The sequence below is a fragment of the Actinomadura luzonensis genome (genome assembly GCF_022664455.2).
Lineage (GTDB): Bacteria > Actinomycetota > Actinomycetes > Streptosporangiales > Streptosporangiaceae > Nonomuraea > Nonomuraea luzonensis.
This window is the reverse complement of sequence record NZ_JAKRKC020000001.1, coordinates 4918390-4933968: the sequence shown is the minus strand read 5'-3', so window position 1 is coordinate 4933968 and position 15579 is coordinate 4918390. Positions and strand designations below refer to the sequence as shown.

General features: G+C 72.5%; 13 protein-coding genes. 10 read left to right on the top strand and 3 right to left on the bottom strand.

The window, feature by feature from the left end:
- Window positions 1-74: 74 nt before the first annotated feature.
- Complete coding sequence (locus MF672_RS23440; RefSeq protein ID WP_242371347.1) at window positions 75-1058, bottom strand: branched-chain amino acid transaminase; 984 nt, start codon at window positions 1056-1058, stop codon at window positions 75-77.
- A gap of 88 nt (window positions 1059-1146) precedes the next feature.
- On the opposite strand from MF672_RS23440, the gene MF672_RS23435 reads away from it, so the two are divergent.
- Window positions 1147-2526: an aminotransferase-like domain-containing protein gene (locus tag MF672_RS23435; RefSeq protein ID WP_242371348.1), complete on the top strand. Its 1380-nt coding sequence runs from the start codon at window positions 1147-1149 to the stop codon at window positions 2524-2526.
- Between the two features lie 21 nt (window positions 2527-2547).
- Here MF672_RS23435 and MF672_RS23430 read toward each other — a convergent pair whose 3' ends face one another.
- Window positions 2548-4143 carry a glycoside hydrolase family 10-like protein gene (locus MF672_RS23430; protein ID WP_242371349.1) on the bottom strand — a complete coding sequence of 532 codons (1596 nt, stop codon included), beginning with the start codon at window positions 4141-4143 and terminating at the stop codon, window positions 2548-2550.
- Window positions 4144-4285: 142 nt separating this feature from the next.
- Complete coding sequence (locus MF672_RS23425) at window positions 4286-6424, bottom strand: elongation factor G-like protein EF-G2 (protein WP_242371506.1); 2139 nt, start codon at window positions 6422-6424, stop codon at window positions 4286-4288.
- A 165-nt stretch (window positions 6425-6589) separates the two neighbouring features.
- On the opposite strand from MF672_RS23425, the gene pgsA reads away from it, so the two are divergent.
- The 9 genes from pgsA (at window position 6590) to MF672_RS23380 (ending at window position 15577) form a co-directional block, all read left to right on the top strand.
- The gene (pgsA, locus tag MF672_RS23420) at window positions 6590-7192 is read left to right on the top strand and encodes a phosphatidylinositol phosphate synthase (RefSeq protein ID WP_242371350.1); all 603 of its coding nucleotides are present in this window, start codon (window positions 6590-6592) and stop codon (window positions 7190-7192) included.
- Window positions 7189-8109: a phosphatidylinositol mannoside acyltransferase gene (locus MF672_RS23415; RefSeq protein ID WP_242371351.1), complete on the top strand. Its 921-nt coding sequence runs from the start codon at window positions 7189-7191 to the stop codon at window positions 8107-8109. The genes pgsA and MF672_RS23415 overlap by 4 nt, the downstream gene beginning before the upstream one ends.
- Window positions 8106-9236: a glycosyltransferase family 4 protein gene (locus MF672_RS23410; RefSeq protein WP_242371352.1), complete on the top strand. Its 1131-nt coding sequence runs from the start codon at window positions 8106-8108 to the stop codon at window positions 9234-9236. The genes MF672_RS23415 and MF672_RS23410 overlap by 4 nt, the downstream gene beginning before the upstream one ends.
- Window positions 9237-9244: 8 nt before the next feature.
- On the top strand, window positions 9245-9775 hold the full coding sequence (locus MF672_RS23405) for a hypothetical protein (protein ID WP_407654778.1): 531 nt from the start codon (window positions 9245-9247) through the stop codon (window positions 9773-9775).
- Window positions 9776-9840: 65 nt separating this feature from the next.
- A complete protein-coding gene (locus MF672_RS23400; RefSeq protein ID WP_242371356.1) occupies window positions 9841-10860 on the top strand; it encodes a DUF3048 domain-containing protein in 1020 nt (339 codons plus the stop codon).
- Between the two features lie 118 nt (window positions 10861-10978).
- Complete coding sequence (gene pdxS, locus MF672_RS23395) at window positions 10979-11893, top strand: pyridoxal 5'-phosphate synthase lyase subunit PdxS (RefSeq protein ID WP_242371508.1); 915 nt, start codon at window positions 10979-10981, stop codon at window positions 11891-11893.
- A 210-nt stretch (window positions 11894-12103) separates the two neighbouring features.
- Complete coding sequence (locus tag MF672_RS23390) at window positions 12104-13795, top strand: alkaline phosphatase D family protein (protein ID WP_242371358.1); 1692 nt, start codon at window positions 12104-12106, stop codon at window positions 13793-13795.
- Between the two features lie 88 nt (window positions 13796-13883).
- The gene (locus MF672_RS23385; protein WP_242371360.1) at window positions 13884-14315 is read left to right on the top strand and encodes a MarR family winged helix-turn-helix transcriptional regulator; all 432 of its coding nucleotides are present in this window, start codon (window positions 13884-13886) and stop codon (window positions 14313-14315) included.
- A gap of 29 nt (window positions 14316-14344) precedes the next feature.
- Window positions 14345-15577: an MFS transporter gene (locus tag MF672_RS23380; RefSeq protein ID WP_242371362.1), complete on the top strand. Its 1233-nt coding sequence runs from the start codon at window positions 14345-14347 to the stop codon at window positions 15575-15577.
- Window positions 15578-15579: the final 2 nt, after the last annotated feature.

Here is a 15579-nt window from a genome sequence, read left to right as displayed (position 1 = left end):
GCGCCGCCGGACGCGACTACCCTCTCATGCCCCGGACCCGCCACAGGCCGGTTACGCGTACGGAGGATCCAGCTTCACGAAGCAGCGGCAGCAGTGGCGGCGGCGTCGGTGGCGGGGCCGGTAGCGGGGCCGGTAGCGGGGTCGGTGGCGGGGTCGGCGGCGGGGACCGGGGTGAGCCAGTGGCGGTAGCGGTCGTCGCGGCCGTGCGTGGCGGCCTCGTAGGCGTCGGCCAGCTTGGCCGTGACCGGTCCCGGCCCGCCCAGCTCGCGCCCGTCCACCGCGCTGACGTGGGCGACGCCTGCCCCGGTCCCGCACAGGAAGATCTCGTCGGCGGCGTACAGGTCCGTCCGCAGCAGGTCCTGCCGGGCCGACGGCACGCCGAGGTCGGCGGCCAGCCGTTCGAGGGTGTCCTGGGTGATGCCCTCCAGCGCCCCGGCGCTCGGCGGCGGGGTGAGCAGCCGCCCGTCGCGCACGACGAAGAGGTTCGCGCCGGTGCACTCGCTGACGTACCCGGCGGCGTTGAGCAGCACGGCCTCGTCGTAGCCGGCGTCCACGGCCTCGTCCTTGGCCATCACGGAGTTCAGGTAGGGGCCGGTGGCCTTGGCCGCGGCCGGGACGACCCGGTGGTCGTTGCGCTGCCAGGAGCTGACCATGAGCCGCACCCCGGAGGTGCCGAGCAGCGGCGGCCACTCCCAGCTCGCGATCGACACGACGGTCGGGCAGCGGCGCGCCGCGATGCCCATCTCGCCGTAGCCGCGGTGTGCCAGGTGCCGGACGTAGCAGGAGGCGTGCCCGTTGGCGGCCACCGTCGCGAGGGTGGCCGCGCGCAGCTCCTCCGGCGTGTACGGCAGCGGGAGCCCCACCATCCGGGCGCTGCGCGCCAGCCGCCGCAGGTGCTCCTCCAGCCGGAACACCGCGGGCCCGCCGGGCGTGTCGAACACCCGGGTGCCTTCGAGGACGGCGGTGCCGTAGTGCAGGGCGTGCGTCAGGACGTGCACGCGCGCCTCACCCCAGGGGACCAGCTTCCCGTCCATCCAGATGTACGCGGATTCGCGCACTGCGCCACCCTCTCCCCGATGGCCGCTATCAAGACGGCCTTCTGTGCCAATTGCAAGATAATTGGCACAATAACGGGATAATAGTGGCATGGGAAGGGATGAAAACCTCGTCACGCTCGTCCGGGACCGCCTGCGCCTGCACCGGGGCACCCCCAGCCGCAGGCTCGCCGGCGCGCTGGCCGACCTGGCCCAGACCGGGGCTCTGGCCCCCGGCGCCCGCCTGCCCTCGGAACGCGACCTGGCCCAGGCCGTCGGCCTCAGCCGCGGCACGGTGGCGGCCGCGTTCAACGTCCTGTGCGAGGAGGGCATGTGCGAGCGGCGGCACGGCAGCGGCACGTACGTGCTGGGCACGCCCTCGTTCGGCGGCCTGCTGCAGGGCGGCGCGGTGGTGGCCGACCTGTCCACCTCCGTCGTGCCCGACCCCTCCCACCTGACCGTGCCCCCGATCGAGCCGGCCGCGCTGCTGCGCGCGCCGAGCGGCCACGGCTACGACGCCATGGGCGACCCCCGGCTGCGGGCGCTGCTGCGCGCCGGCGCGGCCGTGGCCGGGCCGGAGGGCGGGGGAGAGGTGCTCGTCACCTCCGGCGCGCAGCAGGGCATCGACCTGGCCGTACGGGTGCTGCTGCGTCCCGGCGACCGGGTGCTGGTGGGCGACCCGACCTACGGCGGCGCGCTGAGCGTGCTCCGGCGCGCGGGCGCGGTCGCGGTGCCGCTCGACCTGACCTCGCCCGCCGCCGTCGAGGACGCGCTCGCCCGGCACCGCCCGGCCGCGGTCTACGTGGTCCCGGTCGAGAACCCGACGGGCGCGGTGCCCGTGCTGCGGCACGTCGCCGAGCTGGCCGCCGCCGCGGACGTGCCGCTCGTCGAGGACCGCACGCTGGCGGCCCTCGTGCACGACGGCGCGCCGCCGCCCGGGCCGCTCGCGCCGCTGCACCCGTACGGGACCGTGACGGTCGGCTCGTTGTCGAAGGTGCTGTGGGGCGGGCTGCGGGTGGGCTGGCTGGCCGCGCCCGAGCCGCTGCTGGCCCGGCTGGTGGACGCCAAGCTCGACGCCGACCTCGCGACCAGCGCCGTGGCCCAGCGGCTGGCGGCCGGCCTGCTGGAGCACAACCCGCCCGGCCCGTGGCTCGCCGAGCTGGCCCGCCGCCGCGACCACTTCGCCGCCGCGCTGTCCGCGAGGCTGCCCGACTGGTCGTGGGAGCGCCCGGCGGGCGGCCTGTCGGTGTGGGCGCGGCTGCCGGGCACCGACACCGACCGGTTCGCGACGGTGGTCAGGCAGGAAGGGGTGGCGGTGGCGCCCGGCTCGTTGTTCTCGCCGGACGGCCGCCACCGCGACCGGCTGCGCCTCAGCTTCGCCCTGCCGCCCGCCCTCCTCGACCAGGCGGTCGCGGGCCTGGCCCGCGCCTGGGCCGCCCGCGACACGGCCCGCGACACGGCCCGCGACACGGCCCGCGACGCCGGAGGCTGACGCCGGGGCCGGCCGTCCGGGTCAGCTCACCTTGACGCGTGCCGGCTTGCTCTCGTGGGTGAGCCGGTCGAGCGAGGTGACCAGGTACGTCCCGGCGGCCTTGGCCTGGTACGACGGGCTGGTGACGACGGCGACCAGGCTGCGCGCGTCGGTGGCGTGGCAGTCGTCGCCGGACTGCGGCACCTGGTAGACCGCGTACGCGCGGGCCCCCTGCGCGGCCGTCCACGACAGCGTGCGGCCGTTCGCCCGCACGCCGGCCGGCTTGGCCGGGGCCTGCCCGCCGCGGTCCTTCATCAGCGGCAGCAGCGCCGGGCGGCTGTAGAACTCCTTGACCACGCGGTCCATCGCGCCCAGCGGGTTGGCCAGGAGGTTCTTGGCGCTGAAGTAGACGTCGCCCTTGACCTCGGGGTACTTGCGGTTGAGCGACAGGTGCCCGGCCAGCTCGCCCGCCTTGGACCAGGACTGGTCGGCGCCGACCCGGTAGAGGGCCTGGCCGATGTACAGGTGCACGCCGGTGCCCTTGACGGCGCCGGCCCACCAGGGCATCAGCTCGCGGTAGTCGGCCGCGGCGAAGCCGCGCGGCCAGTAGAGCTGCGGCATGATGTAGTCGACCGTGCCGGCCTTGATCCAGGCGCGGGCGTCGGCGTAGATCGAGTCGTAGGCGGACATGCCGGAGGTGTCGGACCCAGCAGGGTCCTGGGCCTTGTTGCGCCAGATCCCGAACGGGCTGATGCCGAACTTCACGTAGCTCTTGCGGGCGTGGACGGACTTGTCGACCTCGGCGACCAGCTTGTTGACGTTGCCCCGCCGCCATTCGGCCAGGCTCTGGCCCTTGCCGTACTTGGCGAAGGCGGCCTTGTCGTTGAACTGCCCGCCCTCGCCCGGGTACGGGTAGAAGTAGTCGTCGAAGTGCACGCCGTCGACGTCGTAGCGGCTGACGACGTCGTCGACGACCTTGACCACGTGCTCGCGCACCTGCGGCAGGCCCGGGTTGTAGTAGAGGCGGCCGCCGTACTTGACGACCCAGCCGGGGTGCTGCCTGGCCGGGTGGCCGGCGGGGAGCTGCGAGACGTCTGACTCGTAGGCGGCGCGGTACGGGTTGAACCAGGCGTGGAACTCCAGGCCGCGCTTGTGGGCCTCGCCGATGAGGAACGGGAGCGGGTCCCAGCCGGGGTCCTTGCCCGCGGTGCCGGTCAGGAACTTCGACCACGGCTCCAGCGACGACTTGTAGATGGCGTCGGAGGCGGGCCTGACCTGCACGAAGACCGCGTTGAGGCGGCGCTTGACGGCGGCGTCGAGGATCTTGACGTACTGGGCCTGCTGCTGCGCCTGCGACAGCCCCGGCTTGGCGGGCCAGTCGAGGTTGGTCGTGGTCGCGATCCAGACGCCGCGCAGCTGGCGCTTGGGGTAGCGGGCGTCGGGCTTGCAGGCGGCCGCGGCGGCGCTGTCGGCGGCGCCCTCGGCGGCGGTGGTGCTCTCGGTGGTGCTCTCGGCGGTGGTCGTCTTCTTCTTGCTCGCGGCGGGGCTCTCTCCGGCTCCGGGGCCGAACAGGTAGGCGGCCGTGGTGGTGGCGACGGCGAGAGCGGCGGCGGCCAGGAGCGGGCGTCCAGTTCGCATAGTGCCACCCAGTGTGGCAGCTCAGAGCCGGTGATCGGTCCAAAAGAAAAGAAATGAAACTGTGATGCCTTTGTGATAGTTCGCTAGGTCTGGGCCGGGAGGGACCCGATTTGCCCTCCCGGCTCCCCAGCTCGGTGCACGCTCAGTCCGTGGCCGCCACCTTGCTCGCCAGGTTCGGCGGCAGTGGCTCGTAGCGCAGGAACGAGCGCGTGAACGTGCCCGTCCCGTGAGACATCGAGCGCAGGTCGATGGCGTACCGGGTGATCTCCAGCTCGGGCACCTCGGCCCGCACCAGCGTGCGCCCGGTGCCGACGGGCTCCGTGCCGAGTACCCGCCCGCGCCGCGACGACAGGTCGGACATCACCGAGCCCACGTAGTCGTCGGCCACCAGCACCGACAGCTCGTCCACCGGCTCCAGCAGCAGCGTCGGCACCTTCGCCGCCGCCTCCTTCAGCGCGAGCTGGCCGGCGATCTGGAAGGCCATGTCGGAGGAGTCGACCGAGTGGGCCTTGCCGTCGTACAGCGTGACGCGCACGTCCACCATCGGGTAGCCGGCGACGACGCCGCGCTCCATCTGGGCCCGCACGCCCTTCTCCACCGACGGGATGAACTGCCGCGGCACCACGCCGCCCACGATCTTGTCGACGAACTCGAACCCGCCGCCGGAGGGCAGCGGCTCGACCTCGATGTGGCAGATCGCGTACTGGCCGTGGCCGCCGGTCTGCTTGACGTTGCGGCCCATCGCCTGGCACCGGCCGCCGAACGTCTCGCGCAGCGGCACCCGCAGCTCGATCCGCTCGACCTCGACGCCGTAGCGCTTGGACAGCCGGTCGAGCAGCACGTCGGTGTGGGCCTCGCCCATGCACCACAGCACGAGCTGCTTGGTCTCGGCGTTGTTCTCCAGCCGCAGCGTCGGGTCCTCGGCGACCAGCCGCGACAGGGCCTGCGACAGCTTGTCCTCGTCGGCCTTGGACTTGGGCCTGATCGCCACCGGCAGCAGCGGGTCGGGCATCGTCCAGGCGGTCATCAGCAGCGGGCGCTCCACGTCGGAGAGCGTGTCGCCGGTCTCGGCCCGCGACAGCTTGGCCACGGCCACGATGTCGCCCGCCACGCCCTTGGGGATCGGGCGCTGGTGCTTGCCGAGCGGGCACGACAGCGCGCCGACGCGCTCGTCCACGTCGTGGTCCTCGTGCCCGCGCTCGGCCAGGCCGTGCCCGGAGACGTGCACGGTCATGTCGGGGCGCAGCGTGCCGGAGAAGACGCGGACCAGGCTGATGCGGCCCACGTACGGGTCGCTGGTGGTCTTGACGACCTCGGCCACGAGGGGGCCGTCGGGGTCGCAGGCGACGCCGCCCACCGGCTTGCCGGACACGTCGGTGATCTCCGGCATGGGGTGTTCGAGCGGCGAGGGGAAGCCCTGCGTGATGACCTCCAGCACCTCCTGCGTGCCGACGCCCGCGCCGCTGCACAGCACCGGGTAGAAGCTGCCCCGCGCCACGGCCTTCTCCAGGTCCTCGATGAGGACCTTGACGTCGATCGGCTCACCCTCGAGGTAGCGCTCCATGAGCGACTCGTCCTCGCTCTCCTGGATGATGCCCTCGATCAGGCCGCCGCGGTGCTCCTCGATCTGCGCCGAGTAGTCGGCGCCGGGCTCCTTCTCGGTGCGCTCGCCCGTGGCGTAGTTGTAGAACTTCTGCGTCAGCAGCCCGATCAGCCCGTTGACGTGCCCGTTGGTGATCACCGGCAGGTAGAGCGGCGCGACGCCGTCGCCGAAGATCTCCTGGCAGGTGGCGAGCACCTCCTCGACGTTCGCGCGCTGGTGGTCGATCTTGGTGATGACGACCGCGCGGGGCATGCCGACCTGGGCGCACTCCTCCCAGAGCATCTGGGTGAGCCCGTCGATGCCGTCGGAGGCCGACACGACGAACAGCGCGGCGTCGGCCGCGCGCAGCCCGGCCCGCAGGTCGCCCACGAAGTCGGCGTAGCCGGGGGTGTCGATGAGGTTGATCTTGATGCCGTTGTGCGTCACCGGCGCGACGGACAGGTTGACCGACCGCTGCTGCCTGACCTCGACCTCGTCGAAGTCGCTGACCGTGGTGCCGTCCTCCACCCGCCCCGGGCGCTGGATGGTGCCCGTGGCGGCCAGCAGCTGCTCGACGAGGGTCGTCTTGCCCGCTCCCGAGTGGCCGACCAGCACGACGTTGCGTATCGCATCCGCCCGGTCGGCCGCGGGTGCCCTGCCCGCGGCTCCCACGGCGTTGCCCGAGTTCTTCTCCGCCACATCAGCCTCCCGCACGTCGATGTCCGTCCCGGCGCCGCGCCCCGCGGAACGTGCTGGAAACCGCATGGACGCGGTGTGTTCACCAAATACCCGTGTGGCGGATATCACAAGGGGGGCGGGGCAAAGAAACCGCCTCGCCTCCCGATGGCCTACGATCGGACGGCGATGCTCAAACTCCTGCGCCCGGCCATGACCCGGATACTCACCCCGCTGGGCAGGGCCCTCGTGAGCCGCGGGATCGGCCCGGACGCCGTCACGGCGATCGGCACCCTCGGCACCGTCGTGGCCGCCCTGACCTTCTTCCCCCTGGGCCTGCTCACCTGGGGCGCCCTCGTGATCACCGTCTTCGTGCTGTTCGACCTGCTCGACGGCGTGGTGGCCCGGCTCGGCGGCAAGGGGGGCAGCACCTGGGGCGCGTTCCTCGACTCCACGCTCGACCGGGTCGCCGACGCCGCCATCTTCGCCGGCCTGATCTTGTATTTCGTCCTCAGAGGCGACACCCTGATGGCGTCGGTCACGCTGGCGTGCCTGGTCGCGGGCGCCCTGGTCTCCTACGCCAAGGCCAGGGCCGAGGGGCTCGGGCTCACGGCCGACGTCGGGCTGGCCGAGCGGCCGGAGCGGCTGGTCGTGGCGCTGGTCGCGACCTTCTTCTCGGGGCTCGGCGTGCCGTACGTGCTGGCGGCGGGGATGTGGCTGCTGGCCGCGGCCAGCGTGATCACCGTGGGCCAGCGGGTGTGGCACGTGTACGAGCAGGCGAGGGAGAGATGAGCGGGAAGACGTCGTTCGGCGACCGCGTGGTGGCCGCGGGCTTCGCGGCCGGCTGGAAGCTCGTGCCGCTGCTGCCCGAGCGCCCCACGGCGGCGGTCTTCCGGCTGCTGGCCGACCGGGTGTGGGCCCGGCGCGGCAAGTCGGTGCTGCGGCTGGAGTCCAACCTGGCCAGGGTCACCGGCCTGGAGCCGGGCGGCCGTGAGCTGCGCGAGCTGGCCAGGGCGGGCATGCGCTCGTACTTCCGCTACTTCCACGAGGTCTTCCGGCTGCCGAGCATGAGCGGGGCCGAGATCCTGCGCCGCACCCACGTCATCGGGGCCGAGCACGTGCACGACACGGTGGCGGCCGGCCGGGGCGTGGTGCTGGCGCTGCCGCACATGGGCAACTGGGACGAGGCCGGGGCCTGGCTGGTGCAGGCCGGCCACCCGTTCACGACGGTGGCCGAACGGCTCAGGCCCGAGTCGTTGTTCCGCCGCTACACCGCCTTCCGCGAGAGCCTCGGCATGGAGGTGCTGCCGCTGACCGGCGGCGACGGCCACACCTTCGCCGCCCTCGCCCAGCGGGTGCGCAAGGGCGGCGTGGTGTGCCTGCCCGCCGAGCGCGACCTCACCAACACGGGCGTGGAGGTGCGCTTCTTCGGCGCGGCCACCAAGATGCCTGCCGGGCCGCCGCTGCTGGCCGTGCAGACCGGCGCGGCGCTGCTGCCCGCCACCGTCTACTTCGTGGGCGACGACTGGGGCATCCACATCCACGAGGAGCTGCCGGTGCCGGCCGAGGGCACCCGCCAGGAGAAGGTGGCCGCGCTGGCCCAGGGGCTGGCCGAGGTGTTCGAGAAGGGCATCGCCGAGCATCCGGAGGACTGGCACATGCTGCAGCGGCTCTGGCTGGACGACCTGCCGCCGGGGGCCGCCCGATGAGGGTCGGCATCGTCTGCCCCTACTCCTGGGACATGCCGGGCGGCGTCAAGCAGCACATCGACGACCTGGCGCAGGCGCTGATGGCGCAGGGGCACGAGGTGTCCGTGATCGCCCCGGCGGCCGACGACGACGAGCTGCCCGCGTACGTGACGGGGGCGGGCCGGGCGGTGCCGGTGCCGTACAACGGGTCGGTGGCGCGGATGTCGTTCGGCTTCCTGTCGGCGGCGCGGGTGCGGCGGTGGGTGCGCACCGGCGGGTTCGAGGTGCTGCACATCCACGAGCCGCTGATCCCGAGCCTCGGCGTGCTGGCCTGCTGGGCGGCGAGGGGGCCGATCGTGGCGACCTTCCACGCCTCCTTCACCCGCTCGCGGGCGATCGCGGTGGCCGAGCCGCTGCTGCGCAGCGCCCTGGAGAAGCTGAGCGGCCGCATCGCGGTCTCCGACGCGGCCAGGAAGAGCCTGGTCGAGCAGTTCGGCGGCGACGCCGTGCTCATCCCCAACGGCGTGACCGTCGCCCGCTACGCGCAGGCCGAGCCGCTGGACGGCTGGGGCCCCGACGGCCGCACCATCGGCTTCCTCGGCCGCATGGACGAGGAGCGCAAGGGGCTGCCGATCCTGCTGGAGGCGTTCGCGGCGCTGGCCGCCGAGCGCCCCGAGGTGCGGCTGCTGATCGCCGGGCCCGGCGACGAGAAGGACGTCTACGAGCGCGTGCCCGGCCGCTTCCACGACCGGGTGACGGTGCTCGGCATGGTGAGCGAGGCCGACAAGATCCGCGCCTACCACTCGGTGGACGTCTTCTGCGCGCCCAACACCCGCGGCGAGAGCTTCGGCATCGTGCTGGCCGAGGCCATGGCCTCCGGCGCGACCGTGCTGGCCAGCGACATCCCGGCCTTCCGCAAGGTGCTCGGCGAGGGCCAGGCGGGCGCGCTGTTCGCCAACGGCGACGCGGCCTCGCTGGCCAGGGAGGCGGCCGCGCTGCTCGACGCGCCCGAGCGCCGGGCCAAGCTGGCCGAGGAGGCGCTGGTGGCGGTCAGGAAGTACGACTGGTCCACGGTGGCGCGCGACGTCGTGCGCGTCTACGAGACCGTCACCGCGGCCGGCGCGGGGCGCGTGGAGGAGGACCTGTGACCTCCACCATGGTCGTGCTGGTCGCCGGCCTCGTCGCGGTGCTCCTCGCCGTGTACGTCTCCTGGCGCGCGGGCCGCCTCGACCGCCTGCACATCCGCCTGGAGCTGGCCCGCGAGTCGATGGACGCGGCGCTGACCCGCCGCCGCGCGGTGGTGCTCGAGCTGGCCGGCTCGCGCCTGCTCGACCCGGCCACGTCGCTGGTGCTGGCCGCGGCGGCGCACGAGGCCAGGATCGCCGGCCCCGAGGAGCGCGAGCACGCCGAGAGCGACCTGTCGCGGGCCCTGCGCGCGGCCGTGGACCAGGACCGCTTCAGGGAGAAGCTGGCCGAGTCGCCCGGCGGCGCCGACCTGCTGGAGGAGCTGGACGCGGCGGTGGCCAAGGTGGTCTACGCCCGCCGCTTCTACAACAACGCGGTGGCCGTCACGCGGGCCGCGCAGCGCCGCTGGCTGGCCCGGGTGCTGCGGCTGGCGGGCCACACCGAGTTCCCGCAATTCTTCGAGATTGATGACAATCCGCCCGCGACCATGGCAACTGAATGACCTGATTTGGGGGGAAGCAGTAAGCTCATGCCGTTTTTCCAGGCATGGAGCGAGGAGTGTTCAACGTGCGGCTACCCCGGATGATCTCGGTCTCGCTGGCCGGAGCGGCCGTGCTGCTGCCTCTGGCGGCCTGCTCCGGCGGCGACGAGCAGGCGCCAGGCAAGGCCCCGCAGGCCGCCACCGCCGCGCCCAGCGAGCAGCCCGAGGAGGCGGCGCCCGCGCACCCCTTCACCGGCAAGCCGTACGACACGCTCAAGCCGGTGCTCGCGGTCAAGATCGAGAACACCGCGGCCGGCAAGCCGCAGCTCGGGCTCAAGAGCGCCGACATCGTCTACGTCGAGCAGGTCGAGGCCGGGCTGACCCGGCTCATGGCGATCTTCTCCTCCAAGCTCCCGGCCAAGGTCGGCCCGGTGCGCAGCGCCCGCATCTCCGACCTGCACCTCACGCCGATGTTCGGCAAGCCCGCCTTCGCGTACTCGGGCGTGCAGACCAAGATGCTGCCCTACGTCGCCAAGGCGTCGCTGTTCGACGTCGGCGACACCCGCAACCCTGGCGCGTTCTTCCGCCAGCCCGGCCGCTTCGCCCCCTACAACCTGTTCGCCACCACCAAGCGGCTGCTGGCGGCGGCCCCCAAGGCGAGCAAGGCCAAGGACATCGGCTTCACCTTCGGCGAGGCCCCGGCCGAGGGCGGGGTCGACAAGAAGTCCTACACCGTGCGCTGGCCCGCCGCCCGCTTCACCTTCGCCTGGAACGAGCAGCGCAAGCTGTGGATGATCTGGCAGGACGGAAAGAAGGACATGGCCGCCGAGGGCGGGCAGCTCGGCGCGCCCACGATCGTCGTGCAGTACACCAAGACCGAGCGCTCGGAGTTCCACGACAAGAACCAGAGCTACACGCCGCTCGTGCACACCACCGGCAAGGGCTCGGCGATCGTGCTGCGCGACGGTAAAGCTTACAAAGCACGCTGGGAGCGGGAATCGGAGGAGTCCGGCACGACGTTCACCACGGAGAGCGGCGAGCCGATGAACTTCGCGCCCGGGCAGGTCTGGGTGGCGCTCGCCAGCCGCAAGCCCGTCATCCCATAGGCGCCTTGTTGTACAAGATGCGCGGCTGATCCTGACATCTTGGCATGTCGGGGGAGGGGTCCTCCAGGACCTACGATGGGCTTGACAATGTACCGATCCGCCGTGAGAGCCCGTGAGGATGACCGTGTCCAGCAGCACGCCAGAAAGCACCCCCGTCACCGGAACCGCCCGTGTCAAGCGCGGCATGGCCGAGATGCTCAAGGGCGGCGTCATCATGGATGTCGTCACGCCCGAGCAGGCCAAGATCGCTGAGGACGCCGGCGCGGTCGCCGTCATGGCCCTTGAGCGCGTGCCGGCCGACATCCGCGCCCAGGGCGGCGTGTCCCGGATGAGCGACCCTGACATGATCGACGGCATCATCAACGCCGTGTCGATCCCCGTGATGGCCAAGGCCCGCATCGGGCATTTCATGGAGGCCCGGGTGCTGCAGTCGCTCGGCGTCGACTACGTCGACGAGTCCGAGGTGCTCACCCCGGCCGACTACGCCAACCACATCGACAAGTGGCAGTTCACCGTGCCGTTCGTGTGCGGGGCCACCAACCTCGGCGAGGCCCTGCGCCGCATCACCGAGGGCGCGGCCATGATCCGCTCCAAGGGCGAGGCGGGCACCGGCGACGTCTCCAACGCCGTCACCCACATGCGCACCATCCGCGCCGAGCTCAAGCGGCTCTCCTCGCTGCCCGAGGACGAGCTGTACGTCGCCGCGAAGGAGCTGCAGGCGCCGTACGAGCTGGTCGCCGAGGTCGCGCGCAACGGCAAGCTGCCGGTCGTGCTGTTCACCGCGGGCGGCATCGCCACCCCGGCCGACGCCGCGATGATGATGCAGCTCGGCGCCGAGGGCGTGTTCGTGGGCTCGGGCATCTTCAAGTCGGGCGACCCGGCCAAGCGCGCGGCGGCCATCGTCAAGGCCACCACGTTCCACGACGACCCCGACGTCATCGCCAAGGTCTCGCGCGGCCTCGGCGAGGCCATGGTCGGCATCAACGTCGATGAGATCCCGCAGCCGCACCGGCTGGCGGAGCGCGGCTGGTAACGCTTCCCGGCGCGTCGCCGCAGGTCACGGTGCTGCTCGCGGATTACGATCCGGAGGAGCGGGCCCGGCGGCGCTGACGGAAATTTCCGATCAAGGCGGCATCCGCGAAGGATGTCGCCTTTTTCGTGTTGTGTGGTGTTCACCGCGGAGTCATGATCCTGAGTCAGGCTACGGGCGTCCCCGCATCCTTGATCGTCCCAGGAGCGCCACATGTCCCAGCTCAACCGCCGGCACTTCTTCGTCACCGGTTTAGCGGCAGGCGCCGCCGCGGCCCTCCCCGCCACCGCGGCCCACGCCGACGAGCCCACCGTGCAGCCCAGCGCCGAGACCGCGCAGGCGCTGGCCTCGCGCGGGCTGCGCGCCGACCCGTTCACGCTCGGCGTGGCCTCCGGCGACCCCGACCACGAGGGCTTCGTGCTGTGGACCCGCCTCGCCCAGCAGCCGCTGGCCGAGGACGGCCTCGGCGGCATGCCGCAGCGGCCCTTCGTCGTGCAGTGGCAGGTCTACGCCGACGAGCGGCTGCGCCGCGTGGTGCGCTCCGGCGTCGCGACGGCCGCGCCCGAGTGGGGCCACAGCGTGCACGTCGAGGTGGACCGGCTGCCCGCCGACCGCGAGTACTGGTACCGCTTCCGCGTCGGCCCGTACCTGTCGCCGGTCGGCCGCACCCGCACCGCCCCGCACCCGCTGTCCTACGGCGGCGCCCTGGCGATGGCGTTCGTCTCCTGCGCCCAGTACGAGCACGGCTACTTCACCTCCTACCGGCGCCTGGCCGAGGAGCACCCGGACCTGATCCTGCACCTCGGCGACTACCAGTACGAGTACACCAAGGACACCTACACGATCCCCGGCGGCAACGTCCGCGACCACGAGGGCCCCGAGACCGAGACCCTGGCGAACTACCGCCAGCGCCACGCCCAGTACAAGGCCGACCCCGACCTCCAGGCCGCCCACGCCGCCGCGCCCTGGCTGGTCGTGTGGGACGACCACGAGCTCGACAACAACTGGGCCGACGAGGTGCCGGAGAAGCCCGAGGTCCCGCAGCCGAACTTCCTGGCCCGCCGCGAGGCCGCCTTCCGCGCGTACTACGAGAACATGCCGCTGCGCCGCACCTCGATCCCGCGCGGCATCGACATGCAGCTCTACCGGCGCATCCGCTGGGGCCGGCTGGCCACCTTCCACATGCTCGACACCCGCCAGTACCGCGACGACCAGGGCTGCGGCGACGGCTACAAGGACTGCCCGGCCGCCGTGGACCCGGCCCGCTCGATCACGGGGGCCGAGCAGGAGGCGTGGCTCCTGGACGGCTTCCACCACTCGCGCGCCCAGTGGGACATCCTGGGCCAGCAGGTGTTCTTCGCCCAGCGTGACAACAACGCCGGCCCGGCCAAGGTCACCAGTATGGACGCCTGGGACGGCTACGTGGCCTCCCGGCAGCGCATCACCCAGGGCTGGGTGGACGCGAAGGTGCGCAACGCCGTCGTGCTCACCGGCGACGTGCACGCCCACTGGGCCAGCGACCTCAAGCTCGACTACGACGACCCGACCGGGCCGTCGGTGGGCTCGGAGCTGGTGGCCACCTCGATCTCCACGACCGGCGACGGCGCCGACTCCGACCCGGCGACGCACCCGTACCTGGCGATCAACCCGCACCTGAAGTTCTACAACAACCAGCGCGGCTACGTGCTCACGACGATCGAGCGCGAGCGGCTGACGGCGGACTTCAAGGTCGTGCCGCGGGTCACCGTGCCCGGCTCCGAGGTCTACACCCGCGCCTCGTTCGTGATCGAGGACCGGGTGCCCGGCGTGCAGCAGACGTACTTGCGCCCGCTCGACCCGGCGCTGCGCGCCCAGCGCCAGATGACCGTGGAGGACACGGTCCGGATGGAGACCGAGCGCCCGTGACCCCTCTGGCCCGGCGTCCCCCGCAGGAGGGGGCGCCGGGCCTTTTCGCGGCCGGAATATTAGCCAGGCTAAGTTAGTTCGGCTAAGTATGAGGGACGATCCCGCCGGCCTGGCAGAACAGGTCTCCACCGTGCTGCGCCACCTGGTCCTCCTCCTGCGGCGCACGGTCGCGGGCCAGCCGCTCACCAGCCAGCAGTACGGCGTGCTCGGCTCGCTCGAACCCGGCCCGCGCCGCATGACCGAGCTGGCCGAGGAGCACGCCGTGCAACTGCCCACCATGACCGTCCAGATCAACCGGCTGGAGGACGCCGGCCTGGTCGCCCGCGGCGCCGACCCCGCCGACGCCCGCGTGCGCACGGTCGAGCTCACCGGCGAGGGCCGCGAGCGGCTGCGCGCCGTCCGCGTGGCGCGGATCGCCCACCTCACCGAGGAGCTGGCCGCGCTCACCGAGGAGGAACGGGCCACGCTCGCGGCGGCGCTGCCCGTCCTCGCCAAGCTCGGCCGCAGCCAGCCGCGATGAAGCAAGGTAATTGAGCAAGAAGGAGCAACATGCAGACCGGCACGCAGACCCGCGGCGGCATCCTGCGCCAGCCGATGTCGGTGTGGGCCACCGCGTTCGCCGCGGTCGTGGCCTTCATGGGCATCGGCCTCGTCGACCCCATCCTGCCCAGCATCGCGCAGGGCCTGCACGCCACCCCCAGCCAGGTGTCCCTGCTGTTCACCAGCTACTTCCTGGTGACCGCCGTGGCCATGCTCATCACCGGCTGGGTCTCCAGCCGCATCGGCGGCAAGCGGACGCTGCTCGCCGGCCTGGCGCTGGTGATCGTGTTCGCCGCGCTGGCCGGCACCTCCACCAGCGTCGCCGAGCTGGTCGGCTTCCGGGCCGGCTGGGGCCTCGGCAACGCCCTGTTCGTGGCCACCGCGCTCGCCGTCATCGTCGGCGCCGCCAGCGGCGGCGCGGAGGCGGCCATCATCCTGTACGAGGCCGCGCTCGGCCTCGGCATCTCCGCCGGGCCCCTCGTCGGCGCGCTGCTCGGCGACTGGAACTGGCGGGCCCCGTTCTTCGGCACCGCCACCCTCATGGCCGCCGGCCTCGTCCTCATCGTGACGCTGCTCAAGGCCACCCCCAAGCCGGCCGTCAAGACCCGGCTCAGCGCCCCCATCAGGGCACTCGGCCACGGCGGCCTGTCCACCACCGCGTTCACCGCGCTGTTCTACAACTTCGCCTTCTTCACCGTCCTCGCCTTCACCCCGTTCATCCTCGGCATGTCGCCGTACGGGATCGGCGCCGTCTTCTTCGGCTGGGGCGTCTGCGTCGCCCTCGCCTCCGTCCTCGGCGCGCCGCCGCTGCAGCGCCGCATCGGCTCGGTCGGCGTGCTGCACCTGTCGCTGAGCGCGCTCGCCGTCCTCCAGGTCGGCATCGCCGTCTTCGGCGGCACCGGCGCGCACGCCGGGATCGTCGTGTGCACCGTGCTGTCCGGCCTGCCGATCGGGCTCAACAACACCGTCTTCACCGAGGCCGCCATGGAGGTCTCCGACGCGCCGCGGCCCGTCGCCTCCGCGGGCTACAACTTCGTGCGCTGGATGGGCGGCGCGCTGGCCCCGTTCGTCGCCACCAAGCTGGGCGAGGAGATCGGCGTCGCGGTGCCGTACGTGCTCGGCGCGGTCTGCTGTTTCCTCGGCATGGGCGTCCTGTACGCCCGCCGCCACCACCTGCGCGCCCTGTCCCGCGTGGACGCCGATCACACCCTGCACGACGCCCCCGCGGTCACCGCGGGCTGACC

What these genes read in the sequence shown, in the direction of transcription:
- MF672_RS23435 (WP_242371348.1), top strand. Translation starts at nt 1,147, where the DNA reads ATGGGAAGGGATGAAAACCTCGTCACGCTCGTCCGGGACCGCCTGCGC.
- MF672_RS23430 (WP_242371349.1), bottom strand. Translation starts at nt 4,143, where the DNA reads ATGCGAACTGGACGCCCGCTCCTGGCCGCCGCCGCTCTCGCCGTCGCC.
- pgsA (WP_242371350.1), top strand. Translation starts at nt 6,590, where the DNA reads ATGCTCAAACTCCTGCGCCCGGCCATGACCCGGATACTCACCCCGCTG.
- MF672_RS23415 (WP_242371351.1), top strand. Translation starts at nt 7,189, where the DNA reads ATGAGCGGGAAGACGTCGTTCGGCGACCGCGTGGTGGCCGCGGGCTTC.
- MF672_RS23410 (WP_242371352.1), top strand. Translation starts at nt 8,106, where the DNA reads ATGAGGGTCGGCATCGTCTGCCCCTACTCCTGGGACATGCCGGGCGGC.
- MF672_RS23405 (WP_407654778.1), top strand. Translation starts at nt 9,245, where the DNA reads ATGGTCGTGCTGGTCGCCGGCCTCGTCGCGGTGCTCCTCGCCGTGTAC.
- pdxS (WP_242371508.1), top strand. Translation starts at nt 10,979, where the DNA reads ATGACCGTGTCCAGCAGCACGCCAGAAAGCACCCCCGTCACCGGAACC.
- MF672_RS23390 (WP_242371358.1), top strand. Translation starts at nt 12,104, where the DNA reads ATGTCCCAGCTCAACCGCCGGCACTTCTTCGTCACCGGTTTAGCGGCA.
- MF672_RS23385 (WP_242371360.1), top strand. Translation starts at nt 13,884, where the DNA reads ATGAGGGACGATCCCGCCGGCCTGGCAGAACAGGTCTCCACCGTGCTG.
- MF672_RS23380 (WP_242371362.1), top strand. Translation starts at nt 14,345, where the DNA reads ATGCAGACCGGCACGCAGACCCGCGGCGGCATCCTGCGCCAGCCGATG.